The organism is Roseivirga sp. UBA838 (assembly GCF_002296035.1).
Lineage (GTDB): Bacteria > Bacteroidota > Bacteroidia > Cytophagales > Cyclobacteriaceae > Roseivirga > Roseivirga thermotolerans.
In genome coordinates this window covers 50,871-76,251 of record NZ_DBHC01000039.1, presented here as the reverse complement: position 1 = coordinate 76,251, position 25,381 = coordinate 50,871, and the positions used below count along the sequence as shown (strand labels likewise).

Below are 25,381 nucleotides of genomic sequence, written 5' to 3'. Positions count from 1 at the left end.
CCATTTGTGTCTTCACAAATGGCTGTTAAAAGACGCTGTGAGGACACAGCTTGTGGCTAGTATACTGGATATAACAAATGCGACCTAAAAGACTTCAAGTCTGAATTATTTTTGTTCAGAGCAATGATTTTATTCCTCTCAACCCCGAGTAGACCATAGTCTCTTCAGTTCTAAAACCCATTTCGCACTAAGTATATCACGCATCGCAATACTTTAGTCCTTACCTTCGCAGCTCAATTACCCTATGAGTTTTCAATACCAACATATAGACCTCCCCGTCAAGGAAGTTGTTCTCGATACCAGAAAGCATCTCGCTGAAAAGAATACGCTAATCGTTAATGCGCCTCCGGGCGCAGGAAAAAGTACGCTTTTACCACTTACTTTGATAGACGAACCTTGGCTCAAGGGTCAGAAGATCATCATGCTGGAACCACGCAGGCTGGCTGCTCGTACCATTGCGGAGCGCATGGCTTACTTCCTTGAGGAAAAGGTTGGCGAGACTGTTGGCTACCGTATTCGGTTTGACAATCGGGTTTCAGATAAAACCAAGATTGAAGTAGTTACTGAGGGCATACTCACCCGTATGATTCAGTCAGACAATGAGCTTTCCGGTATTGGAATGGTCATTTTCGATGAATTTCATGAGCGTAGCATCCATGCAGATGTAGCTCTGGCACTTTGTAGAGAAGCTCAACAAGTGCTTCGGCCCGACCTGCGCATTATGATTATGTCTGCTACCTTAAATATGCCGCAGTTAACCAGCCTCTTAAAAGCTCCTGCGGTAGTCAGTGAAGGCCGGCAATACCCCGTAGAAATAATTTATGAAGGAGATATCGATGAATTTTTAATTCCTGAGCTAATCTCCAAGACCATCAGCAAAGCGGCCAGGCTTCACGATGGAGATATTCTGGTGTTTCTTCCCGGTCAAAGAGAAATTCAGAAAACGGCCGACCTGTTGAGAGGAAGCTTAAAAGGAATGGCCATTCATCAGCTCTACGGAAGTTTACCGCCTCATAAGCAACAGGCCGCCATTATGCCCGATCGTAGCGGTAAGCGAAAAGTAGTTCTGGCTACCAATATTGCCGAAACCAGCTTGACCATTGAAGGGATTAAAGTGGTTATTGATAGTGGTTTTGGACGCACTTCTAGGTTCGATCCGAACTCCGGCCTGTCTCGTTTAGAAACAGTCCGTATTTCCAGAGACTCAGCCGATCAGCGAGCCGGCCGGGCCGGGCGTTTAAGTGCAGGCCATTGCTATCGCATGTGGAGCCCAGTTACACACCAAAGAATGACTGAGCACATTGTACCGGAGATTATGGAAGCCGACCTGGCTTCACTGGTACTCGATATGGCCCAATGGGGTATCATAGATCCACAACAAATGACATGGCTTACGCCCCCTCCTGCCGGTCCATTAGCGCAAGCCAGAGACCTGTTACACCAACTGGAGGCTTTGGAAAATGGAAAGATAACAGAGCATGGCAAAAAGATGCTCAGGTTACCTTGCCATCCGCGAATAGCTCATATGCTCTTGTTGGCAGAGGAGCACGATCAATTGGCTTTGGCTACGGATATTGCCGCTTTGCTTGAAGAGCGCGATCCGCTCGGCAAAGAGGCAGGAATAGACATTAATACGCGCATAGAAGCCTTGAGAACTCACCGAAGAGAAAATCGCGATGGTAAAAAGCTGCAACGGATAGAAAAAATAGCCGAGCAATACCGCAAACTGTTTCAGATTGAGGCAGAAAACGACTCTGTCGATCCATATGAAACTGGTGTTTTGCTCACCCACGCCTATCCGGAACGCATTGCTTGTGCTCGTCCTGGTAATAATGCCCAATTCCAATTGTCTAACGGTCGCTATGCCATGGCCGGTCATCGAGATGATTTGGCTGCTGAACCTTGGTTGGCCGTTTGCCATATCGATGCTCGAGACGGTATGGGTAAAATTCATATGGCCTCCCCTCTCAACCCCAGAGATCTGGCTCCTTTAGTAAAAGAAAAAGACGTAATTACCTGGGATACAGAAGATGGAGGGCTTATTGCTTCCAAAAATCTGTGCATCGGTAGCATTGTGCTAAGAAGCACTCCCTTGCCCGATCCGGATCCAGCCCATTTAGTGAATGCCATAGTAGATGCCATAAAGAAAGAAGGCGAACGTTTGCTCGACTTTAATGAGGAGGTAAATCAATGGCAAAGCCGTGTGTTATCGCTCAGGAAATGGAACCCTGAAGAACAATGGCCGGAAGTAAGTACTTCTTCCCTACTCCAAACCTGTGGTGACTGGCTGGCTCCTTATCTCAATAACATCCGCAAGCCGGAAGACCTCAAAAAGCTTAAGCTTAAAGACATTTTACACCACAGTTTGAGTTTTGACCAGCAAAGCAAACTGAATGACCTGGCCCCGGAAAAAATTGAAGTGCCGAGTGGTTCACAAATTCGCCTCGCTTATCGAGACAATGCTGAAGCCCCTATTTTAGCCGTCCGCATACAGGAAGTCTTCGGTATGGCCGAAACCCCTAAGATCAATGCCGGAAAACAAGGCGTGCTGGTGCACCTTCTCTCTCCCGGTTTTAAACCCGTACAGATTACCTCCGACCTCAAAAGCTTCTGGTCAGACGCCTATTTCGAAGTTCGTAAAGAACTCAAAAGACGTTATCCTAAACATGTCTGGCCTGATGATCCGTGGAATGAACCGGCTATTCGTGGGGTTAAAAGGAGGAATTAGTGATTGGTTGAGCGGGAATTGGGGAATTAGGGAATTGGTGAACTGGTCATTGGTCAATAGTCATTGGTGCATTAATTAACCTCAGCTGCCTCGGTAAGCGTCAGTCAGAGGGAGTCCGACCGAAGAATCTCCATGGGTTTTGCACTAGGATTGGGAGATTATTAATAAGGAAGAAAAAAATCGAAAAAGTAAAGTTGAAAAAACACCCCTGTTGAAACAAAAACAACGTCTTTATACTTAATTCCTCTATAGAACTTCAAATTAAGCACCTTCAATCGACCAATAATCCAGTCCAGAAAAATATAATATATTCCGACAAAAACTATTGCCGTTGCCAAAATCGACAGTGTGTTTAAAAATATTGACATTACTTTGAATCTAACGTTTCTAAAAGTTCTAAAAACAGTTTTTGTTTTTCAATTGACAAGGAGTCAGATTTATTAATCACCTCATCGACAATTTCTCGCCTCTTTTTTTGGTTCAGATATTCGCTCCAGCCTTGAAGTATTCCCTCGGTCTTTAGACTAAAGGTGCCTTTTTTATGTTCAAGTCCACCCCCGACCGTCATTAGCAGTAAACATGCTGCTAAGAAAATTGTTGTTCTCGGGCCAAATAGCTTTCTCTTTCCTGGTGAATTTAAGTTAACGATTGTATTTAATGATGTCACGTCATATGGCAAATTATTCTCTTTTATAAAACCATCGAGAAGCTGTAGAAAGTAAAAATTAAACGCAGCTTCATCAACAGCATTTATCTTGCTGAGAGTTCCTACATTAAATACTAAATGCCCATATTCATCATCAAAATAAAAGTCATATAATGTTCTAAGAACCACATCCTTGTATTTGTTTATCTCAGTTAGAGCTTGCTGACTAAAAAATAACCTATAAAAATTGGGGTCTAAAGTTATCTTTGGATAAGAACCCAACCAGGTAACCTTTCTTTGAAGTGGTAAAAATTGATTGTCATCCAAATACCCATCATCTATCCTACCAATAGATATTTCAGTAGAACTTGCTGAAGGGATAACCACAAAATCGCCCTTTTTAATACCAAATGCAAAGTGGAATATCTGGTTTGCCGTCATTGTCAATCGAGCGAGCTCAGCACTTCTTTTTGATTTGTCTACAATCTTAAGAAGACGTTTTTTATTCTTTTCATGAACAATATTTTTGATTTCAATTTGAATGACATCTCGATTAGGGCGTCCATTTCTCAGCAAATTCCTATCACGAATTTGACTCAATTCGAACAAAGTAATTTCATCAATTTTTAGGCCTACAATTTTCTTTTCTTTGAAGAGGTCGTAGTACGCACCATCATTAGTACGATTCAACCAAAAATTTTGACTAGACGGGATATAGGGTAAGGAATTTGAAACTTCCTCTACAAGGCTTTGCAAAGCTGACATAGTGTGCTTTAATAAAAAATCAACGCGAAAATAAAACAATTTTTAGAATATTCGAGAAAGGGTAATATACCAGTACTAATTAGAATACCAATTTAACCCCCTGCCTCCCAGCCTCTACCTCCGGCAAAGTCTCACAATTATCCCAGATGCCTGACTTGAGGGTGGCGGCATAGGTTTTGGGGAGACCTTTTTCCAACATTAACTGGTTGGCGAGATCGTGATTGTAGGTAAAGGACTGGTGTTGAAAGGAGAATCCGTTTCGGTCGTTCAACAACATATACCAAACCCTTGGGGTGCCGTCATTGGCGGGCATGCCGATGACTCCGGGATTGAGCCAAAGCTTGTCTTCTACAGGGCTATTAAAGGGTAAACCGCAATGTCCGGCCAGGATAATGTCTGACTGCGTCTGATCTAAAATGGCACGCTTGCGTTCGTCTGGGGTAGACTCAAAAATATACTCTGAGGTGTTTTCAAGGCCTCCATGCAGCACAAAGCAGCTTTTTCCGGCAAATTGAAAGCGGATAAATTCCGGTAATTCCCGTAGCCATTCAATCTGTTCAGACCTTACCTGCGATTGCGCAAAAGGATACCATTGCCTGGAAAACAGATCGCAACGCGATCCATCATTGAAGTTACAACCGCAGTCCTCTTCCCCATCTTTGAGCTGTATCTCCACATTGCCCAGAATGGCATGAATGCCCCAGTTTCTGATGAAGTCCATTACTTCCACCGGCTGAGCACAATAGCCCACCATATCACCCGTACAGATGATATTGGATGCCGGAATTTCCTTCTCCCCGGCTATCTCATGCAAAGCTTCCAGTGCCTGAAGGTTACTGTACACACCACCAAATACCAACACTTCGCCACTGAGTGTTCCTATGTCCTTCACCTTATCCAACCAATGCATTTCCTTTTCTTTTCATGAAGATAAATACTAAAAAACAGGCCGCGGTACCCAATAGGTTTACACTAAGTAAATCGCCATAACTTCCCGGAAAGAACACCCATTCTTTGGGATAAGCTCCTGTGGCAAACCAGATACCGAAGGCCGTTCCTGTTAACACCGTCAACACAAATGCCAGCCGATGGACCTTCCAGCGCCAGAAGATAAAGACAGGTGCCAAACCTATAACCATAGTGCCGGAAATGGTGGTAGCCGACAACACCGTGGGATTGAAAAACACTGGAATGGTACCGAGAACAGCAATCAACACCATAATCAAGCGGCCAGAACTGACGCTGGCATTGCCAATCTTTAGGTCAACGGCCATCAACTTTGAAAAGGAGGCAAAGGCAGAGTCCAGCGTAGACGAGGCTGATGTAATCATGATCAAGTTGATTACCAACATGCTAATGATTCCAAGTGATTGTGCTACTTCAACTGCAGCTTCACCTTCCATGCCCTTTTGAGTGGCATAGACGCCTATAAAACTGAAGAGCACAATACAGATAAAGCCAATAGGAACCGCCCAATAGAAGGCCTTCTTCATGGTCTGTGGATCGGTAATAAAACCCCTATCCGTCATCACAGGATCATGAAATGGGTAGCTAATGGATTGAATGAGTGCCACCAGCAGCAGGTCTACCCCACCGGTCAGACTCCAATCCCCTGAACTCAGGTAGCTGGAGACACCATTTGAATCTGGCAGGATTACCCCAAGAATTACGCATAACAGTACGGCAAACAGCACCATTTGTATGGCATCAGTCAGCATAGAACTGCTGAGCCCTCCTTTGAGTGAATAGAGCAAAGTGAGCAAGGTAAAGACCAGAATAGCCAAATAATAGGGCTTAGAACCCACTTCTCCGAAGTAACTGCCAATCACTATGGTGTTGGACCAGACTTCATTGAAGAGCCTGAAAGCAATGAGAATAGAGAAGAGAATCACAGCTCCCCTTCCGTATTTGGAACTGAGAAACTGGTGAATGCTCTGAAAACCTCCCTTCACGCGCAGCTTGAAAATGATGATGCCAGCAAAAAGGAACGACAGGTAATAGGTGGCATAAGCCACACCTCCCACAATGCCATAAGAAAGGCCTAGATTGGCCGCATTGGTAATGCTTTTGGCAAAAATCCAGCTAATGACCAAGCTGCTGGTGAGCAGCCATAGTCCGGGCTTTTGGTTGTCTTTTCTGGTTGCTTGGAAAAAGTCACTCTTGGTTTTTGCCCATGGGGAAATGGCAATCAGCACCAAACTAGATGCGATGACTAGTATCCATTGCCAGAGGGTTATGTTTTGCGTGGTCATTTCCTGATTACTTTTCCACCCCCTAACCCCCGCCAGCGGGGGACATGGCAGCCTGCCATTGTGAAATTTTTCCGCACAAACGGAAGGTTCGGATGGAGGCTATTTTGCATTTCTTATGTTTGCTGCACTCCATACTATCGTCATTCCGGAATTTTTCTTCATAAGTTTCAAAATGAAGAAAAATGTCCGGAATCTCATTTGATCATTAAATACGGAGATTCCCTCCTGAGCGGGAATGACAAAGACGGATTTAATTCGCATCCCACCAAACCTTACTATTCACACTATTTTTATTGTTGGCTGTCGCTGCCTGATAGTTCACCGCATTCAAAGCAGCTTCATCAGCAGGGTATGGCATTCTTACCGGAATGAGACCATTGTTCAGGCTGGCCGCTACATTTTTCAGTTGAGGAAATCCAGTCCTTCTGAATTCAATCCATCCCTCGTAGCCATTGATGGTGTTTGCAATCCACTTTTGAGTAATGATTTGCTCCAGCGGATCAGCTCCATTTGCTCCATAAGCCGCATTTCCAGTTGTCAGATAAGTGGAAGGCATTTCGCTTTGCCAGTATTCAAAAGCCAGTTGCACCCCCATTTCATAATAAGCTTGAGCATTCTGTGAAATAAGACCTTTTTCCGCAGCTTCTGCCAATAAGAAGTACGTTTCCCAGGCCGTCATAAAATTGGCATCAAGCCCCCCCGTATTCTCTCTGAAAATGGTGCCGGTGAGCGAGTAATTGGCTACAGAAATGGAAGTGTTCGAAGCATCAGGTCCATTTCTTAGTCCTTCATAATTTCCTGTGGCTTCAGAAGGTCTGAAGAAAACCCGCTGCCGGGGATCGTTAAGGTTTTCCAAAACCTCTTCTAAGGTTTCTGATTGAACAAAAAGATTAAAATCACCAGAGCGCAATACGGCCATTCTGAATGTATTGGGCTGAGAGTTGGTAAAATCGAACGTGGCGTTGTCTGCATTGTTTTGAATATACTCACCTTCATTGACTATGGCCTGAAGTGCCTGGGCTACATCAACCCTATCAGAAATTCTCATGAGATACTTAATCCTCAGCGAGTTGGCTAAATTTATCCAGGCCTGAAGCCTACCGTTGTACAGGAGGTCTCCCTTTAATGTTTGCGACCCAGAATAATTTTTAATGGCGACAACGGCCTTTTCCAGATTGTCTAAAATGCCTCCGGAAGCCAGATAGATATCTTCTTGAGCATCATATGCCGGGGTAATGTGGCCTTGCTTACCGTTTAAAGCATTGAAATAGGGTACATCTCCATAAATATCAGTGAGGGCAGCAGCCATATAAGCCTTCAGAATAAGAGCAGGCCCTTCGTATACCTCATAAACTGGGCTCTTTCCGGCAGCCTCTAATACCAGTTCATTATCTCGCAAATTGCGATAAATAATGGGCCATGGATTGCCGCCCAACTGTGGTGAGCTTAGGTCGTGCCGATCGAACAGATTGAAATCGACCATGGTAAAATGCTGACTCAGTAGATTACCCGCCACGAAACCTTCGTACGACATTTGTTCTCCATAGTCATAAATCACCTGACGGAAAAGCAACTCTGGCTGCACCTCTATGGGCGCATTCGGATTGGTATTGATTTCTTCAAAACCATCCGAACAAGATACGAATAACATACTGATTAACAGAAGTATATAGTTCTTATATAAAGTATTCATCTGACTTCTTTTAAAAATTGAACCCTAGTTTAAACCCTATGCTTCTGGTGGTGGCATAAGACATATCTTCAACACCACTTACAAACTGTTGTCCTTGTACGGCCAGTTGTTCCGGATCGAAATGAGGTATTTCAGAGATTGCAAAAAGATTTCTGCCAATAAGGGCTACATCTAAACTTTTACCCTTTTGAAAGAAGGAACCACTAAAACGATAGCCAACGGATAGCTGACGTAGTTTGAGAAAGCTGGCATTGTAAGTATTGTTTTCTTCATGGTTTCTATCGTAAAAATTGCGATAGTAGGCTTCAGCAGATACTGCTTTGGTATTTTCTACATACACAGGGTTGTCGGCAGAGCCGGTGTTGACTACACCATTAGCCACAATACCTGCCTCGGGTCGATAAGCGGTTTCTTCTAACTGACCTCCTACTGCGGCCAGGGCCAGTGTTCGGGATACCAATTCTCCACCCTGACGCCAGTCAAATACAAAATTGAAATTCCAATTGTTAAATCGAATTTCATTAGTATAACCCAGTATAAAATCGGGGTTATAGTTGCCCAGTTTTTGTAAGCGATTGTCAGGAATGTACAAGCCATTTTCACCCACTATAAATCGGCCTTCTTCGGTTTTCAGGTAACCTGTTCCATACATATCACCAACTCTTCCGCCTTCTTTCACCTGAAAGAATACAGTTTGATTTACGTTATCGTAAATACGGCTATAAGCCAGCGTAAGTCGGTCTACACCATTGGGAAGATCGAGTACGGTGGTTATGTTACGGCTAAAATTAAAGGTACCTGACCAGCTCATTTGGCCTCGCGACATCCAGTTAACTCCAACAATAGCCTCTACTCCTTCCGATCTCACGCGGCCACCATTCACTACTCGTTCTGTATAGCCCGAAGTGATGGAGACAGGAAGCGAAATTATCTGGTTGCTGGTAATGGCATTGTAGTATGTGAGGTCCACATGTATGCGACTGTTGAGCATTCGGGCCTCGCTCCCAATTTCAAAAGACCGGGTTCTTTCCGGAAGAAGATTGGGATTGGCAATGGTAGATTGCTCACTGAATGTGGGCTGGCCTCTATAGGGTGTTTGTGCATTAAAAACACCGGCAGTCTGGTAGGGATCGGTATCGTTGCCCACCTGCGCATAAGAAGCTCTTAGTTTTAGAAAGTCTACGGAAGTGGGCATTCTCCATAGGTTTGAGGCTACGAACGATCCTGAAACGGATGGATAAAAGAAGCTCACGTTTTCGGTAGACGTAGGGCTTGCCAGGGCACTGGACCAGTCATTTCGGCCCGTAAGTTCAAGAAAGAGAAAATCATGATAACCCAATTTTGCCCAAGCATAGACACTGTTAATTCGTTTTTTAGATAGAAACTCAAAAACCTCCAGAGGTGAGGCCGCATTGGAGAGTCTAAACACTCCCGGCTGAGCCAGTGAAAGTGCTTGTGATTGCAGGGTAGATGCCCGCTGATCCATTCGATTGGCTCCGACAGAGCCTTCAAAGCTGAAAGACCCGAATTCCCTTACATAATTGATTAGAACATCGGTATTGTGTTCCCTAAACAATACATCGTGCACGGCATAGGCACCATTTCTAAACCGGTTAGAACTAAATGCTCTCCTAAATTGGCGTTGTTCGGAGGAATAATCCATGCCACTGCGCAAACTCACACTCCAATAGTCCGACAAAATGTAGCGGGCCATCAGGTTGCCAAAGAGTCTGTCCCGGTTCAATGAGTTGCGATTCTCCAACAAAGTGAAGAAGGGATTGTCAAAAAAAGTATAGTTAAAAGAGTATTGCTGCGTGTTTTCCAGTCCGGGTTGCCAGTAGTTTTTCATAGGGGCAATGTTTAAAGATCGTGGCCCCCAGGCTACCAAAGCATAGTTGACGTTTTCCGATCCATAGCCACTGGAAGGCCGATTGTCTGATTGAGCATTGGAATAAGTGATAAAGCTTGAAATTTTAAGCTTTGGGTTAGGCCTGAGATTCAGCCTGGCCGAAAGAGTGGTACGATCCAGGTTAACTCCCGGTATAATAGACTTGCTTCTAAGATCGGTAAAGGAGATTCTTACATCGCCTTTTTCAGTGCCTGAGGCTACGGCAAGATTATTAATGGCTGTAATTCCCGTTTGATAGAAGTTTTTAAGGTTATCAGGATGAGAAACAAAGGGAGTAGGTGTAATGGCTCTGCCGCCATGTACGGCCACATCGCCTCCCCTTACCACCCTTCCATCGGGCAAAGTTACAGGACTATCGTATTGAGGTATAAGAAGCCCGGCATCTAGTCTTGGCCCCCAACTGTAAGAGATATTGTCATTAATCCCCCCACCCAGGCCGTCTACAAACTCAAACTGACCGGAGTTGCCTTGACCATAGCTGTTTTGAAACCGGGGCAGTTGAAAGGCTCGATCGAAAAAGGTGCTACTGTTGAAGCTGAGTCCCATTCCTTGTGCACTACGGCCGTCTTTGGTGGTAATGATTATAACTCCGTTAGACGCCCGGGTGCCATATAGAGCCGAGGCTGCGGGGCCTTTCAACACAGAAACTGATGCTACATCGTCAGCGTTGATTTCCATGGCTCCGTTGCCAAAATCTACTTCCTGAAAACCGGCAGCTGCATCGTTGGTAAAGTTTACTACCGAATTATTATTTACTGGAGTGCCATCTACCACAAACAAAGGATTATTGTTGGTAAATGAAGCTTCTCCCCTAATAGTGATTTTAGAAGTAGATCCAACGCCTGTAGCCCCCTGGGTTACAGTAACACCGGCTAGTTTACCGGCCAGATTATCTACAAAGTTGGCAGCTTTTACCTCTCCTATGGCTTTAGGCTCAAGTCGTTGAACATTATAGCCAAGATCTTGAGTTTGCCGCTCTATGCCAAGGGCTGTGACCACAACATCTCCCAGAGAGCCTAAGCTTTCTTGCATAGTTATATTCAGTGGTGTTTGTCCGTCCACTACAATTTTGAGGGTTTGAAAGCCAACCGATGAGAACACCAGTACTTCACCGCTTTCAGTGTTTATCTGAAATTGACCCTGAGCATTCGTAATGGTGCCTTTTGTGGTGCCTTCTATAGCAATGGTTACTCCAGGCAATGGATTTTTGCCTATGTCGGTCACAACACCGGTCACAGACGACTGTGCCATAACAGACAGAAAAAGGAACTGCCCGAACAGCCCTAAAAGAAGCGTTTTCATATGTAATTTATAAGGTGGTAGATGAATGTTTATGTGTGCATGAACCGATTACTGCATGGGCGGAGCACGCTGGGGAAGTTGTGAGTTGATGAGAATACTGCAAAGAAAATTGAAATGGTAGGTGGCTGTGTTAAGAGTTGGCCGAATGACCTTGAGCAGTTTTTTAAGAACGGTTGAGTTACTTTGAGCACAGAGATCGAAGGCTTTATTCAGATCGAACTTAGGGTTGAGAAAGAAAATGGATAGCTGTTGGCAATGAGTGTGGATGCTCTCGATTAATTGTGGGCTTTGCCAGGCTAAAGCTTCGAATGAAAGCTCCTCATAGCCAAAACGATTCATGGCCAGTAAAAACATTCCTTTTCTCAAATCGGGGCCAATAACAATATCTGTTTCGCTAAGGGCATTGGCCGCTGTGGTCAAATCTTCAGAGGTTAGCTCGGGGCAATCGGCACCAATACAGATAACCCTCTCAAAGTTTTGGCTAAAAACACTGTCAAAAGCTGATTGGAGCCTTTCTCCAAAATTAGCGCCTCTTTGATTGTGTTCGTTGAACTCAAAAACAGGAAACTGAGTAGCCATGGCTTTTTGCAGGCTTTGAGCACGAAGAGCCTCCAGCAGAGCAGTGTTAGCTTTGCTTTCATTCACCAGCTTTTTACGACTCGTTTCGCGAGATGCTGAAAAAGCAAAGAAGATAATGGCCGTTGTCGGTGAAGAAGTTTCCATTGGCGGGGTCAAGTTACATCACTAACCTACGTAACCCCACTATGTTTTGGATTTATCCTCTAATGTGTAATCTGGCGGTCAAAAGTACTGAGTGAACTGACCTATTCTTCCTTGAGCACATCTACCGGGTTAATCAAATAAGCCCTGATACTATGGAGCATAGCAGTACTAAGGACAATTACAGAGGCTATTAGTATGGCCAGAATAATAAGGCCAATGGGTAGTTCAATGCGGTAAGCAAATGAAGAAAGCCAGGAGTCCATCCAGTAATACACCACAGGAATGGCGATTAAAGTAGCTAAAGCCAGCCTCATGAAACCACTCCAATTAAGGGTTTTCTGTATAGCCATAAAACTCGCTCCCAACACTTTTCTGATACTCATTTCTTTGAGTCTTCTTCGGGCCGAATAGCCGGAAATCCCAAAGAGACCTATGAAAGCCACTACTCCTGCCACCACTACAAAAGTATTGATCAAGGTGATCATTACGTTTTCTTGTTTGTACTGTGAATTAATCTGGTCTTCCAAAAAGAAAAAATTCATTTCATCTCCTCCGGTAACCGATCTGTATTTAGCCTTTATAGCATCCATCGTGGTGCCTATTTTCTGTGGAGCTAGTTTTAGCACCAACCTATAGAACGGGCCTTGAATAGGTTTAAAAAGTGTTGCCTCAATGGGTTCCTTCTTTGAGTTGAAATGAAAGTCTTCAACAATACCAACAATTCGCATATCTTTTCCCAAGTGCAAGGTCTTCCCAATGGCTCCACCTTCAAAATCAAGGTTTTTGGCCGCTGTTTCATTGATCAAGACCACATTGGCAGAATCTGAATCTTCAGGTAGAAAGTTTCTTCCCTCTTTCAGTTTGATACCCAATACATCCAGATAGTTTTCATCAATCTCGAAAGCATGCCATGTAAATGGGTATTCAGAATAAGCCATTGACCCCATTACCCGAGAAGGGACCGAGGAGGCAAATGAGGCGCTCACAACTCCGGGAACGGCAAGTAATTCATTTTTAATAAGCTCAACCTTTGTACTTGCTTCACGAGAAAACCTGGAGATGACCACTTGAGTCTCTTTATCGAAACCAAGGTTCTCATTTCTCATAAAGTACATCTGTTTATTGGCCGTAACCGCCACACAGATCAGCACCACAAAGACTACTATCTGGAAGACGCTTACCGCGTTAATGAGTCTCTTAGTGGAAAAGCTTCCTCTTCCACTCCTGAATATTTGAACCACACTCAATCTTGTACTCAAATAGGCTGGGTAAAGCGCACAAAGCACAGCCACTACCATTGAGAAAACGATGCTCTCAATCAACAAAACGGGTTCGCCTAATACACTAAACTCTAAATCCCTTCCAATCAGGTTTTCCAATTCAGGCGTTAGTAATTCAACTAAAATAATGGCCACCAGAAAGCTGAGTGTCACATGCAAAAAGGACTCAGTGATGAACTGTCTGAAGAGTTGAAACCGAACTGCTCCGGCCACTTTTCTAATGCCAATCTCCTTGGTTCGCTCAACAGATTGCGAAAGTGCCAAACTGATATAGTTGAATACTGCACAAACCAATATGAATATGGCCACTAGGGTGAAAATGAATATGTACTGCTTGTCCGTTTTCTCCTGTACAGGGCCAGCAGTGGTTAAGGAAAAATGAACATCTCTCAAAGGCTGAAGTTGAACGTCTTTAAACTCAACTCCCTTACCTTTACTCTTTTCCTTCCCTACCTTAAGTATCTTTTCAGATACCAAATTTGGATCTACTCCAAAGGCTAACAGAACATATAATTGATCACCATAACTAAGGTTCCACTTAGTCATATTGTCTCCCCGGTAGGAATTAACCGCCATAATGGGAACAATCAATTCTGCTTTAATGGAAGTGGTTTTCGGTAAATCCTTAAACACTCCCTTTACCAGAAGCGGTTTAGAACGGCTTACCATAAGAGTTTGCCCCAAGGCTGCTTGTGGTGACCCAAAATACCGAATAGCTTTCGACTCATTCAGCAGTACTCCGGCATCGTTATCCAAGGCATTTTCTTTGCTTCCAGCCAGTATTTCCAAGTGAAAGAAGTCGAGGAATTCAGGGTCAACTGAAGCGGTTTGCACATTATCTGTAGAATCGGCTATGCCTGGAATAATCACTGATTTATTCCAATTATCTAATCTACTGTAAGCCTCTATCTCAGGTACTTCTTCTCTGATTGCAGGCCCTAAAGCAGGTGTAATTCCCGCACCATATTTATGTGAACCCACATTGTTGAGAGCATGAACAACCCGATAAATCCTGTCCTTTTTTTCATGGAACTGATCATAAGCCAGCTCATTTTGCAAAAACAGATAAATGATAAAGAATGAACCCAAGCCAATGCTCAACCCTAGAATATTGAGTCCTGCACAAAGCTTGTTTCTTCTAATATTTCTAATGGCAGTTTTGAGGTAATTCTTAATCATGTGTTTTTAGTTTAAGTGGAGTGGTTCATTGTTTATGGTTCATAGTTCATGATGGTACGGTACTCTATGAACCTAAAACATGGAACTTTGAACTGATCTATTCTATTCATCTCTCAATGAGTCTACAGGGTTGGCACTAGCTGTCCTGAACGATTGCACCGTTACCGTTAGTAAGGCTATGGACAGAGTAAGCAGTGTAGGCGCTAAAAACAACAAAGCCCCCAGGTTTATTCGAAACGCAAAATTCGACAACCAATCATCCAGAAAATAATAAGCTACAGGTATAGCCACTAGTGAAGCCAAAAGCACCAGTTTGGTAAAACTGAGGTTAAGCATGTAGACTAACTGACCTACAGTAGCTCCTAGTACTTTTCGTACCCCTATTTCTTTTTGTCGTTGTTGAGCAGAAAGATGGGCCATTCCGAAAAGGCCAAGACAAGAAATAATGATGGCAATTACTGATGCTGTTGTAATTATCGATTTCCAACGTTTTTCTTCTCCATAACTATTTCGGTTAATTTCTTCCTGAAAGAAGAATTGCAAAGGGGTGTAAGGATCAACCTTTCTCCATATTTCGTTTAGTGTTGCCTCTAATTGAGTACTGTATTCCGGTTGGTAGCGCATGCTAATAGACCCAAAGTCTCCATTGTCGGGGTTGCCGGCAATCATTACTACAGGAGATACTCCATTCTTGGCAGAAGAATAAATGAAGTCCTTTACCACTCCAACAATCCTGTACTGATCTTTGGCATCATCACCCCCGCCCCCAGTTAAAAATGTGCCTACAGCGTCACCTTCTATTCCTGCTTTTTCAATAAAGTTTTCGGTCACAATTAGGTTGGTCAATGTATCTGTCCCTTTAGGGTACACATCGCGCAAGGGTTTCAGGTTTCTTCCAGCTACCAGATCAAGGTCCATCAGATGAATGAAATTGGTATCCACTTCTGTGTAGGCCGAGAAAAATTCTTTATTGTTATAACCCAACGAAGTGGCCGATCCAAAGCCATCGGAATATGAGGTCATAGAAATATTTGGGTTCTTTAAAAGCTCGGACATTATCACACCGGCCTGCGACCGATTACCACCCAACTGCATTACAGCCATATTTTTATCTTCATAGCCCAAATCCGTATTCAGCAGAAAGGAAATCTGCCTATTCATGGCCAGGGTGCCAATAACCAGAATAGCTGCTATAGCAAACTGAAAGAGCACAAGTCCTTTGGTAAGGTATTGACGCCCTTGCAGCTTAACTTTTCCACTCAGGCTTTTAAGTATCTGAAAACGTGCCACCACAAAGGCTGGATAAGCCCCTGCCAACAAAGCACTTAATGCAACTACTCCCAGGCAGGCCAATACAAGATAGGCATCTTGAATAATGCCTGAAGAGAATGATTTATTGGTTAATTGGCTAAAGGTGGGTAAGAAAAGTTCGGCCAGAATGAGTCCCAGAACAAAGGCTATGATAGATATGTACAAGGCCTCTCCTAAAAATTGCCAGGCCACTTGCTTTTTGCGCGCGCCCAGTACTTTTCGAATACCAATTTCTTTGGCGCGTGGTATTGAACGTGCTACTGATAGGTTGGCAAAATTGATGCAGGCCAGTAGCAAAATTAGAAAACCAATGCCTGATAGTATGTAAGAATAGGTGGGGTTGCTGGAACTTCTCAATCCTGCCGAGCTGGAGATTTCCTTATCGAGATGAATGGAGGTAAAAGCCTGAAGCTTACTATCTATGTTTCTTGCCCATTCACCTTCTTTTTCATCGGGGTTTAGTGTAAGCCGAACTTCTTTTAATTTTTGCTCAAGAAGCTGAATGTCGACATTTTCCTTATCTAATAGGACCACCGAAGTATAGCCAATATTTGACCATGCCCTTGTCGGGTTTCTGAGTGGACGAACTCGCTCAAACTTCTGCCATGAAAAATAGGCCTGTCCATATAAAGAACTATTGTGAGGTAAGTCTTCAAAAACGGCATCAATCACGTACTTCTCTACATTTCCTTCCAGTTTAATGTTTAGTTGTCTGCCAGCCACCTTTACCGAGCCAAAATACTTCTCGGCCATAGTCCGATTAATCACCACAGAGTTGATGTTGGAGAGTGCCTCTTCTAAAGAGCCATCCAACACCCTAAAGTCGAATATGCGGAATGTACCGGGGTCTGTATAAAACGAGCCATATTCTTGCACCCATTCCTCATTTTTCTGAACCACAATAGTGGCAGAAGAAAACCTCGTAAAGTCTACTATTTCTGGTATGCGCTGGGTATACTCGAAGGCTTCTACCCTGTTAGTGGCCCCCATGGTATCTTTATTGCCGAACCAGTCGATCACAGAGTTTATTCGGTAAATACGGTTGGCCTTTGATTGAAATCTATCGTAAGTCAGTTCATCTTTCACATAGAGAAAAATGAGCAGGCAGCAACAAATGCCCACAGCCAGGCCAAAAATGTTTATGAAAGAGTACCCTTTGTGCTTACTGAGGTTTCTGATAGCGATTTTCAGGTAGTTTTTTAGCATAACTCGTTCATTATTTAAGGTTCATAGCTCGTGGTTAGATGCCCCAACTTGGAACTTAAAACATTGAACTTTGAACTGGTTTTTATTCATTTCTAAGTACTTCAGCCGGGTTTTTTCTCACACTATTCACTCCCTGAAGGGTAAGCATGGCTACAGCCAACAGCAGTACAACACCAGAGGATAGAACAAAGTAAAGATTGGTTGAATTAATGCGATATGGGAAGCCCTCGAGCCAGCCTTTAATCAGATATTGCGTTACCGGAACGGCAATAACCATGGCCAATGCAATAAGCAATACAAAGCGTAGATTTAGGTTCTTTAACAAATCCCATAAGCCGGCTCCCAGCACTTTTCGGATACACAGCTCTTTCTCCCGAATCTGACTCTCGAAGACCGCCAGAGCAAAAAGCCCAAGTCCGGCAACAGTAATCAGCATAATGGTCAATCCATTGAAAATAGAAATCAGAGCTTCTTCACTTTTGAAAGCATCATCAAAGTAGTTTTCTATGATATCATAACCCATTGGTTCACTCGCTCCTAAATCCTTCCAAACAGATTCTGCATAGGCGATAACCTTCTCCTGATCTCCAGCCTTATACCTCAGCAAAGTATTAAATACCTGATCAGGCTTATAACTTATCATCAATGGCTTTATTTTAGACTTGGTAGCACTGATATGAAAGTCTTTAACCACTCCCACAATCCTTAAATCTGTACCTTTAATTTTCTCTCCAATGGCTTCTTTCGGGGAGAATCCGAGAGCCTCTACTGCAGTTTTATTAATTATCACACCATTATTCAAACTAGCTTCCGGAAGGGATAAGAAGGTATCACCAGCCAACAGCTCAAGTCCTGCTATTTCTAGAAAGTTCTTTTCCGCATTCCCAATTGTAAAAATTTCGTTTCTTCTGTTTTCTCCTTCGCCAAGCTCTATAATCATTACGCTGCTAGTCTTGGGAATTGGTCCTGCAGAAACCATTTCAATTGCTGTAGATCTGGCTAGCTCATTTCGAAATACCTCTCGGTTATTATACATCCCACCTGTCCTCATTTCAATACTGAGAATGTTTTGAGAATTATACCCTAAATCCATATTGATCATATGATTAGCCTGAAAACGAATGATTAGTGCGCTCGCCAATACTCCGGTGCAAATGGTAAATTGAATAACAATCAAGGCTTTTCTCACTATCGATCCCTTTGAATTAGGGAGGTTACCCTTAAGAATTCTGGAAAGATGAAACCGACTACCCATCAGTGCTGGGTATAAACCAGAAATGACAACTACTAGAAGAAGAACTCCAATGAGAAGTGCTAAAGCAGAAGGGTCTGAAACAATATCTAATGAAAGTCTTTTATCAATTAGCTCATTAAATCCGGGCAAAACGAGTTCAATGCCTATAATTGCCACTGTGAGAGCCAATAGTGCAACGAAAAAAGTTTCTCCTAATTGATTGGCAACCAATCTGCTTCTGGAAGCACCAACAACCTTTCTGATGGCAAAATCCTTGGCCCTGGCAAACGACCTGGAAGTTGTGAGGTTGATGTAATTGAATGAAGCTACCAACAACATAAGGGTTCCAACCACACTGAAGATTACGATGTATTTTTCCTGACCACCAAACATTCCTCCTATTGGTCTGGAGGTTTCCCCAGATAGGTAAAGCTCACTGAATTTGCCAAACGAAAAAGTTAATGCCACATCATCTCCAGTATTTTTTCTCATAATTTCACTGGCCTCTTCCTCGAGTTTTTCCAGGTCATACCCTTCTTCAACCAATAGATATTGCACCCCCATACCAAAGCGCCAATTACCTTCGATATTCACATAATGACCCTTAGTAAAATCGATTGGAATAAGGAGGTCAAACTGAAGATGTGAGTTTCCCGGTATTGGCTTAAGTACTCCAGTGACACGGTAATTTCCATGATTCTCAATTTCGATGATTTCGCCCATTGGGTTTTCATTTCTGAAATGCCTTTCAGCTAATTCATGAGAAATAACGACTCCATCGGGCACAGAAAGTGCTTTTTGGGGATCGCCAATCGCTAAATCAAAATCAAATATTTTGAACAAAGAGCCGGTGGTGTTATGTAGCAGTTTTGTATCAAACTCCTCTCCCTTCACAGTATACTTTGCAATCTGTGAATAGCTTATGTTAACAGCCTCCTTAACGCCTGGACTTTCTTTAACCAAAGCCTCTCCCAAGGGAAAAGCAGGCTGCAGAGTCATAGAACCGGTTGGGGTTTCGAGAGTTCTTTGCGGCTTATAGATATTCTCTGCATTCTTATGCCACTTATCGTGGGTCAACTCATCCTTTACATAGAGCGAAGTGAGCAGAAAACAGAAAATACCTAAACCAAGCCCAAGAATGTTGAGCAGTGCATAGTAGCGCTCTCTTTTCAACGACTTGATGCCACTTTTAAGGAATTGTGTAAGTTTATTCATTACTTCCGCTGCTAGTTTTCATTAATGTATTTTCCAATTATTCCTCAGTACATGGGGTGTTTAAAGTTTTATGTTCTAAGTTTTATGTTTCATGTTGGTTCAACAATGAACATTAAACCTTAAACATTGAACCAAACTACTCATACCTCAAAGCCTTAATAGGATTGGAAATAGCCGCTTTAATAGACTGGTAGGACACAGTAATTAAAGCCACCATAACGGTTGCCAGACCTGAAATGGCAAAGAAATACCAGCCGATATCAATTCTATAGGCAAATCCATTCAGCCATTTATCCATGAAATAGTAAGCCAAAGGCCAGCCTATAACATTGGCGATTAAAACAATCTTGAGATATTCCTGTGAAAGAAGCATAACAATCTTGCTCACATCTGCTCCCAATACTTTTCTTATACCAATTTCTTTAGTGCGTTTTTCAGCCAGATATGAAGCCAGCCCAAACAGCCCCAAACAGCCTATTACAATGGCTAGAGAAGTAAAAGACAATACTATTTCCCCCAGCTGTTTATCCTTCTCATACAGTGATCGCACAGAATCATCTACAAACTTCAGGTCGAAGGGACGGTGTGGTACAAGCTCAGACCAAACCTCGGCCATTTCTGCTTTTACCTGCTCTATACGCTCCATGTTTACACGGGCATACATAAGGCTCTTAAATCGTTGAGGCCCGGTAAAAACAGCTAGTGGCTCTATTTTCTGATGTAAGCTGGCGAGGTGAAAATCTTCGACCACCCCTACTATGGTGCCCATCATGCTTTCATCAAGTCCAAACTTCTTACCTATGGCATTTTCCTGAGTCAGTCCCAGGGCATCTATACCCGTTTTATTGACCAGGTAGTATACGGTAGAATCCCAATCAGACCTGGACTGAAATGATTCACCACTCAAAAGCTTTAGACCAAAAGTTTCTAAAAAGTCAAGGTCACCATTCATGCCTCTAAAGGAAACCTGAAAATCGGCTGGTCTGCCTTCGAGTACAGCACCCCATCCGGAAACCACATTGGTAATAAGGTTATTAGAGCCCGATACATTTTCTACTCCTGTAATGGCTTTAAAACCATTTTTAAGCGAATTGTAGGCATTGCGCGCAGGAGTATCGGAAAGCTGCATGTAAACCAACTGACTCTGGTCGTAGCCTATCTCTTTGCTCTGAACAAATTGAAGTTGATTGTAGATAATCAATGTTCCTGTGATGAGAAACACACTGACGCAAAACTGAATAGTGACCAGCACCCTTCTAAAGGTATTGCCCCCTTTCTGGCTGAAAGTGCTTTTCAATACTTTGGAAGGCTGAAACGAAGAGAGAAAACTGGCCGGGTAACTTCCTGAAATAAGGCTAACTAACAGAACAATGGCCAAAAGACTTGGGATGAAGTAATTATCGCCTAGTAAATCAATACTCAGACTGGTGCCCGCCATGGTGTTGAAAAAAGGCAAGAGTAACTCGGCCATTACCACACCAATAATCACGGCAAAAAGGGTAATCAGAAAGGTTTCGCCATAAAACTGCCAAATAAGTTGGGCTCTATAGGCTCCCAAAACTTTTCTTACCCCTACTTCTTTGGCCCTTTTTTCCGATTTAGCAGTGCTAAGATTGATATAGTTGATACAGGCGATCAGCAAAATGAACAAGGCTATAGCCACCAATGAGTACAGTAGGTTTCTGGAAATTTTTTCCGGGTAGTCGCTCCCTTTGGCAGTATCAAAGTGCATTTCTGTAATGGGCTGAATGTCAAAGGCCATTTCAATACCTGCCGCCCTGAACGACTCCCCTACTTCATCATCGATATATGTATTCAATTTATTCAAATAGGCTTGTGCTGCACTTTCATCAGCTACTTTCACATAGGTGAAGTAGTTCATGGGAAACCATCGGTTAGAGGGCGGTTCGCCCACGGTAGACATAGACATGACCAGGTCGAAATGCAGTGAGGTATTGCCCTGAAAATCCTGGATAACCCCTGTAATTATAGCGTCTTGATTATTGATTTTTAGAGTGGTGCCAACCACATCGGTTGTTCGGCCAAAATACTTCAAGGCGGTAGACTCTGTCATTACCAAAGCATTAGGATCGTCTAGAGCGGTAGCCGCATTGCCCTCTAAAAACATATGTTGAAACACTTTGAAATAACTGGTGTCGGCAAAGTATACCTCCGACTCAATGAACCGATTTTCACCATGTTCCACTAACAGCTCACGGCCAATTGACCAATCATAAACGAAAGTGATTTCTTCGATTTCAGGAAAATTTTGGTCTGAAATAGCTGTAATTCTGGCCGGAGTAACCGCCAAATCTTCTCTGTTTCCGTTGGTAGTAAACACGCTGCTCAGCCTGTATATTTTCTCAGATTCAGGATAGAAGCGTTCATAAGAAGCTTCGGCCTTCACATAAAGCATAATGATAATACAGGCCATTATGCCTACAGAGAGTCCTGCAATGTTGATGATGGAGTAGCTCTTTTGTCTTTTGAGCGACCTAAGTGCTATGTTGATATAGTTTTTGAGCATTTTTCAGTTTTATGTTTAATGTTCAAAGTTTAAGTCAAGCCGCATTGCACTTGGAACTTAGCACTTTGAACCGACCCTTTTATTCCGTTCTCAGTGCGTTTACCGGGTTTGCGTTTGCCGATTTTAGTGACTGAAATATGAGTATTGTCCACACCACTGCAATCAAAGCGATTAGCGGAGTGAGCATGGTAAATACACTAATGGAAATATTGTAGACAAAACCATCGAGCCATTCAGACATAAAATGATAAACCAAAGGCAGAGTGATTAAGGCTACAAGGAGAATTAGTTTGGTAATGCCACTGTTCAATAGCCAAATGAGCTGGCCGATGTTGGCTCCAAGTATTTTCCTGATGCCCACTTCTTTGATGCGCGATTCGGCAATGAAAATAGACAGTCCCAAAATTCCCAGCCCGGCAACAATTATGGCCAGTATGGTGAAGGTTGAAAACACTCTGGAAAGCTTCTCCTCCTGCTCGTACTTCTTTGCAAAAACATCGTCCAGAAAGTTATAATCAAAAGGATAGTCACTAGCCATGCTTTCAAAGGTGGCTTGCAGATGATCCATAGCCGCCCTTACATTTCCACCAGAAATCTTCACATAAGCATAGGTAAAGCCACTTTTAGAAGGCACAATCATTAAGGGTTTAATGGTTTCCCTGGCCGAGCCATAAATGAAGTCTTCAACTTGTCCTAAGACCTTATACTCACCTATTGTTTTACCTATGGATGAATCCCAACCAAACTTTTCTTGTGCGGTTCGATTGATGAGAATTTCCCTGGTATTTAATTCTCCTTCCTTAGGAAAATCGGAGCCATCGTCAATGGTAATTCCTAATTGCTGAACAAAATTTCGCTCAACATTCATAAAAGTTATAGGAACATCCTCTTCCATTCCTTCCGGTGTCATAAAAAAACTTGCACTGCCATCAAAAACAGAAAAAGAAGCTCCTGTTACAGACTCAATAGACGCATTTTTAAGCAGTTCATTTTTGAATGTCTCATAATTTTCGGCTATCCCTTTGTCGGCCATAGAGACACCCACTATTTGATCATGATCAAATCCTAAATCCAAATTCGACATGTATTTGAACTGTTGTAAGACTATCATGGTAACAGAGATGAGACCGAGACAAATGAAAACCTGAAAACCGACTAGGGCAGTTCTGAATTTAGACCCCTTTTTACCACCGGTTGCCCTTCCTGATAGAACCTCTATGGCATTGAATCGGGAAAGGAATGATGCCGGATAAATTCCTGCCAGAAAGCTTACTAAAACTACAATGAGAATTAGTACCAAATAGGTTTGATAGGTACTATAATCTATCCCTATGGATTTGCCTACAAAATTGCTCAGGGCAGGCGAACATATCTCTACAATACATATGGCCAAGATTAATCCTACGAAAGTTATGACGAATGACTCTGTCAAAAACTGTCTTGCCAATTGCATTTTATGCCCACCAACGGTCTTGCGAATACCCACTTCCCTCGATCGTTTGGAATAGCGTGCTGTGGCCAGGTTCATATAGTTGATAATGGCTACACTGAGAATAACAATGGCAATGATTAGATAAAGTTGGACCTTATCTTTTTCTCCCTTCTTTCCGAAGTAACCACGATTCAATTCTGAAAAATACACTTCAGTAACCGGTAGAAGCTTAGCTACATGGTTCTCTTGATGAGGCTGGAGAGCTTCATTCATTTTTTGCTCAATGGCTTCTAAGTCTAAATCCGCTGAATTTAGCTTTACATACAAGGGGAAGGCAGAAACCACACCCCAATCAAAAATCGTCTTTTGCATAACAAAGTTGATTCCTGAAAAGAAAGCATCATTAGCGTTTTCGAAGGAGATGAGATATTTAAAACTAACATGTGTATTATCTGGTAAGTCCTTAAAAATACCAGCAACTTGAAAGGATTTCAGCCCTACAATCTCAATCGTTTGACCAATAGCGGACCGAACAGAGCCATAAACTTTAATCGCTTCACTTTCTGCGAGTATGATATCGGATTTTTCCAATCTCAAACTACCTGAACCCTCTGCCGGGGTGAGATCGAAGAAATTCAGTGTTTCAGGATCTGTGTATCGAAGACCGTCTGTCAAAAAGCGCTGATTGTTCATTTTAAGCACTTTCTTACTCATGGAACCAAAGCGGGTACTTTCAACAATTTCAGGAACCTGTTCTACCATTAATGGGCCAACGGGGGCCATAGTTTGCATGGCAAATCGAGGTGTCTTGTTAGTAGTATCTTTAAGGTACACCTGATAAATCAAATCTTTTTGGCTTAGGTGCTCATCATAGCTAAACTCAACTTTTACGAACAAGCTTAGGAGAATAAAGGCAGCAAGCCCAATGGACAAGCCAAATACATTGATGAAGGTATAACCTTTGTTTTTGAGAAGATAGCGGCTGGCCGTCTTGAGGTAGTTTTTAAACATAATTGTTGAAGTATTTTGACCGTTGGGCTCATACCCGTCAACTTCTTTCCAAGCAATATGCCAAACTTAACTAATTGATTTTCAGTAAATAAACACACCTCAGCTATTCAACACTATTCGCTAGCGAACTTTACCGTCCGCTGACGGACGGTAGTATTTGTGTATATTGTTGGAGGTGGGTTGATTTGTCCAGCTTTTACCTTAAACCTAAAGCCTGCCCGCTGGTAAAGGCAGAAGTTGGGGATAAAGACTAGTTTCATCGAAGGCCAAGTCCCCTTTAGGGGATTTAGGGGAAAGAATTTTACTAGAACGTTATTCCCGCGCAGGCGGGAATCTCTATTAAAACCTAAAGGCCAGATAGGGATTCCCGTTTTCACGGGAATGACGGTTAATCAAGCAATGGTAAAAGGCCAGAACTTAAAAAAGTTTAGAACTGCTAAAGTCGAAATAGATGAAATACACGATTCTAGCACAAACACTCCCCCTTTTTGAAAAGGGGGGCCAGGGGGATTAGAAATGATAAACACATTATGAACACCTACAATAAACACTTAAAACAAAACGCCAGAAGACTCAGAAATGAGTCGACACCAGGTGAAACAATACTCTGGAAATACGTTCTCAGAGGCAAAGGTTTTTATAGACTTCAATTCAACAGGCAATTCATTATCGAAAACTATATAGTCGACTTTATCTGTCGGGAATTGAAATTGATCATTGAATTGGATGGAAAATATCACGATCAAATTACAAGAGAAGATGAAATTCGAGACAATAGACTGAAGGAACTTGGATATCAGGTGATTAGAATACCTGAAAAGTTGGTAATAGATGATGTAACTGCGGTCTATCATTACCTGAAGAGATTTGTGCCAAAAGAGATTTTAGATAGAAACAAATAGAGCCAATCCCCCCACCCCTTGCCTTTGCAGGCAGACTTCGCCAAAGGGAAAAACGGGAGTACATAA

The 25,381-nt window shown here is 42.8% G+C and carries 13 protein-coding genes; 2 read left to right on the top strand and 11 right to left on the bottom strand.

Going from position 1 to position 25,381, the window contains the following annotated elements; translation table 11 throughout:
- Positions 1–244 precede the first annotated feature (244 nt).
- Positions 245–2,728, top strand: a complete 2,484-nt coding sequence (hrpB, locus tag B3O12_RS14105) for an ATP-dependent helicase HrpB (protein ID WP_286756751.1) — start codon at positions 245–247, stop codon at positions 2,726–2,728.
- A 367-nt stretch (positions 2,729–3,095) separates the two neighbouring features.
- Here the strand turns inward: hrpB and B3O12_RS14100 are convergent, their stop codons facing one another.
- The 11 genes from B3O12_RS14100 to B3O12_RS14050 form a co-directional block, all read right to left on the bottom strand.
- Entirely contained in the window at positions 3,096–4,139 is a 1,044-nt protein-coding gene (locus B3O12_RS14100; RefSeq protein WP_286756750.1) for a hypothetical protein, read from the bottom strand.
- 79 nt (positions 4,140–4,218) lie between these two features.
- Positions 4,219–5,049 carry a metallophosphoesterase family protein gene (locus B3O12_RS14095; protein WP_286756749.1) on the bottom strand — a complete coding sequence of 277 codons (831 nt, stop codon included), beginning with the start codon at positions 5,047–5,049 and terminating at the stop codon, positions 4,219–4,221.
- On the bottom strand, positions 5,033–6,391 hold the full coding sequence (locus tag B3O12_RS14090) for a sodium:solute symporter family transporter (protein WP_286756748.1): 1,359 nt from the start codon (positions 6,389–6,391) through the stop codon (positions 5,033–5,035). The genes B3O12_RS14095 and B3O12_RS14090 overlap by 17 nt, the downstream gene beginning before the upstream one ends.
- A 250-nt stretch (positions 6,392–6,641) precedes the next feature.
- Complete coding sequence (locus tag B3O12_RS14085; protein ID WP_286756747.1) at positions 6,642–8,084, bottom strand: SusD/RagB family nutrient-binding outer membrane lipoprotein; 1,443 nt, start codon at positions 8,082–8,084, stop codon at positions 6,642–6,644.
- 10 nt (positions 8,085–8,094) lie between these two features.
- A complete protein-coding gene (locus B3O12_RS14080) occupies positions 8,095–11,295 on the bottom strand; it encodes a SusC/RagA family TonB-linked outer membrane protein (RefSeq protein ID WP_286756746.1) in 3,201 nt (1,066 codons plus the stop codon).
- 48 nt (positions 11,296–11,343) lie between these two features.
- Positions 11,344–12,018 (bottom strand): DUF2064 domain-containing protein, encoded by a 675-nt coding sequence (locus B3O12_RS14075; protein WP_286756744.1) that lies wholly within the window; start codon positions 12,016–12,018, stop codon positions 11,344–11,346.
- A 101-nt stretch (positions 12,019–12,119) separates the two neighbouring features.
- On the bottom strand, positions 12,120–14,477 hold the full coding sequence (locus tag B3O12_RS14070; RefSeq protein WP_286756742.1) for an ABC transporter permease: 2,358 nt from the start codon (positions 14,475–14,477) through the stop codon (positions 12,120–12,122).
- Between the two features lie 102 nt (positions 14,478–14,579).
- Positions 14,580–16,994 carry an ABC transporter permease gene (locus B3O12_RS14065; protein ID WP_286756741.1) on the bottom strand — a complete coding sequence of 805 codons (2,415 nt, stop codon included), beginning with the start codon at positions 16,992–16,994 and terminating at the stop codon, positions 14,580–14,582.
- 82 nt (positions 16,995–17,076) lie between these two features.
- Positions 17,077–19,443 (bottom strand): ABC transporter permease, encoded by a 2,367-nt coding sequence (locus B3O12_RS14060; RefSeq protein ID WP_286756739.1) that lies wholly within the window; start codon positions 19,441–19,443, stop codon positions 17,077–17,079.
- A gap of 136 nt (positions 19,444–19,579) precedes the next feature.
- On the bottom strand, positions 19,580–21,970 hold the full coding sequence (locus B3O12_RS14055; protein WP_286756738.1) for an FtsX-like permease family protein: 2,391 nt from the start codon (positions 21,968–21,970) through the stop codon (positions 19,580–19,582).
- A 79-nt stretch (positions 21,971–22,049) separates the two neighbouring features.
- Positions 22,050–24,413: an ABC transporter permease gene (locus B3O12_RS14050; RefSeq protein WP_286756736.1), complete on the bottom strand. Its 2,364-nt coding sequence runs from the start codon at positions 24,411–24,413 to the stop codon at positions 22,050–22,052.
- 530 nt (positions 24,414–24,943) lie between these two features.
- Here B3O12_RS14050 and B3O12_RS14045 point away from each other — a divergent pair.
- Positions 24,944–25,315: an endonuclease domain-containing protein gene (locus B3O12_RS14045; RefSeq protein ID WP_286756734.1), complete on the top strand. Its 372-nt coding sequence runs from the start codon at positions 24,944–24,946 to the stop codon at positions 25,313–25,315.
- Positions 25,316–25,381 lie beyond the last annotated feature (66 nt).

Bases quoted from the DNA above. Each gene is read 5' to 3' on its own strand.
- B3O12_RS14090 (WP_286756748.1), bottom strand. From the start codon at position 6,391: ATGACCACGCAAAACATAACCCTCTGGCAATGGATACTAGTCATCGCA.
- B3O12_RS14045 (WP_286756734.1), top strand. From the start codon at position 24,944: ATGAACACCTACAATAAACACTTAAAACAAAACGCCAGAAGACTCAGA.
- B3O12_RS14080 (WP_286756746.1), bottom strand. From the start codon at position 11,295: ATGAAAACGCTTCTTTTAGGGCTGTTCGGGCAGTTCCTTTTTCTGTCT.
- B3O12_RS14060 (WP_286756739.1), bottom strand. From the start codon at position 19,443: ATGAATAAACTTACACAATTCCTTAAAAGTGGCATCAAGTCGTTGAAA.
- B3O12_RS14055 (WP_286756738.1), bottom strand. From the start codon at position 21,970: ATGCTCAAAAACTATATCAACATAGCACTTAGGTCGCTCAAAAGACAA.
- B3O12_RS14070 (WP_286756742.1), bottom strand. From the start codon at position 14,477: ATGATTAAGAATTACCTCAAAACTGCCATTAGAAATATTAGAAGAAAC.
- B3O12_RS14050 (WP_286756736.1), bottom strand. From the start codon at position 24,413: ATGTTTAAAAACTACCTCAAGACGGCCAGCCGCTATCTTCTCAAAAAC.
- B3O12_RS14100 (WP_286756750.1), bottom strand. From the start codon at position 4,139: ATGTCAGCTTTGCAAAGCCTTGTAGAGGAAGTTTCAAATTCCTTACCC.
- B3O12_RS14095 (WP_286756749.1), bottom strand. From the start codon at position 5,049: ATGCATTGGTTGGATAAGGTGAAGGACATAGGAACACTCAGTGGCGAA.
- B3O12_RS14085 (WP_286756747.1), bottom strand. From the start codon at position 8,084: ATGAATACTTTATATAAGAACTATATACTTCTGTTAATCAGTATGTTA.
- hrpB (WP_286756751.1), top strand. From the start codon at position 245: ATGAGTTTTCAATACCAACATATAGACCTCCCCGTCAAGGAAGTTGTT.
- B3O12_RS14065 (WP_286756741.1), bottom strand. From the start codon at position 16,994: ATGCTAAAAAACTACCTGAAAATCGCTATCAGAAACCTCAGTAAGCAC.
- B3O12_RS14075 (WP_286756744.1), bottom strand. From the start codon at position 12,018: ATGGAAACTTCTTCACCGACAACGGCCATTATCTTCTTTGCTTTTTCA.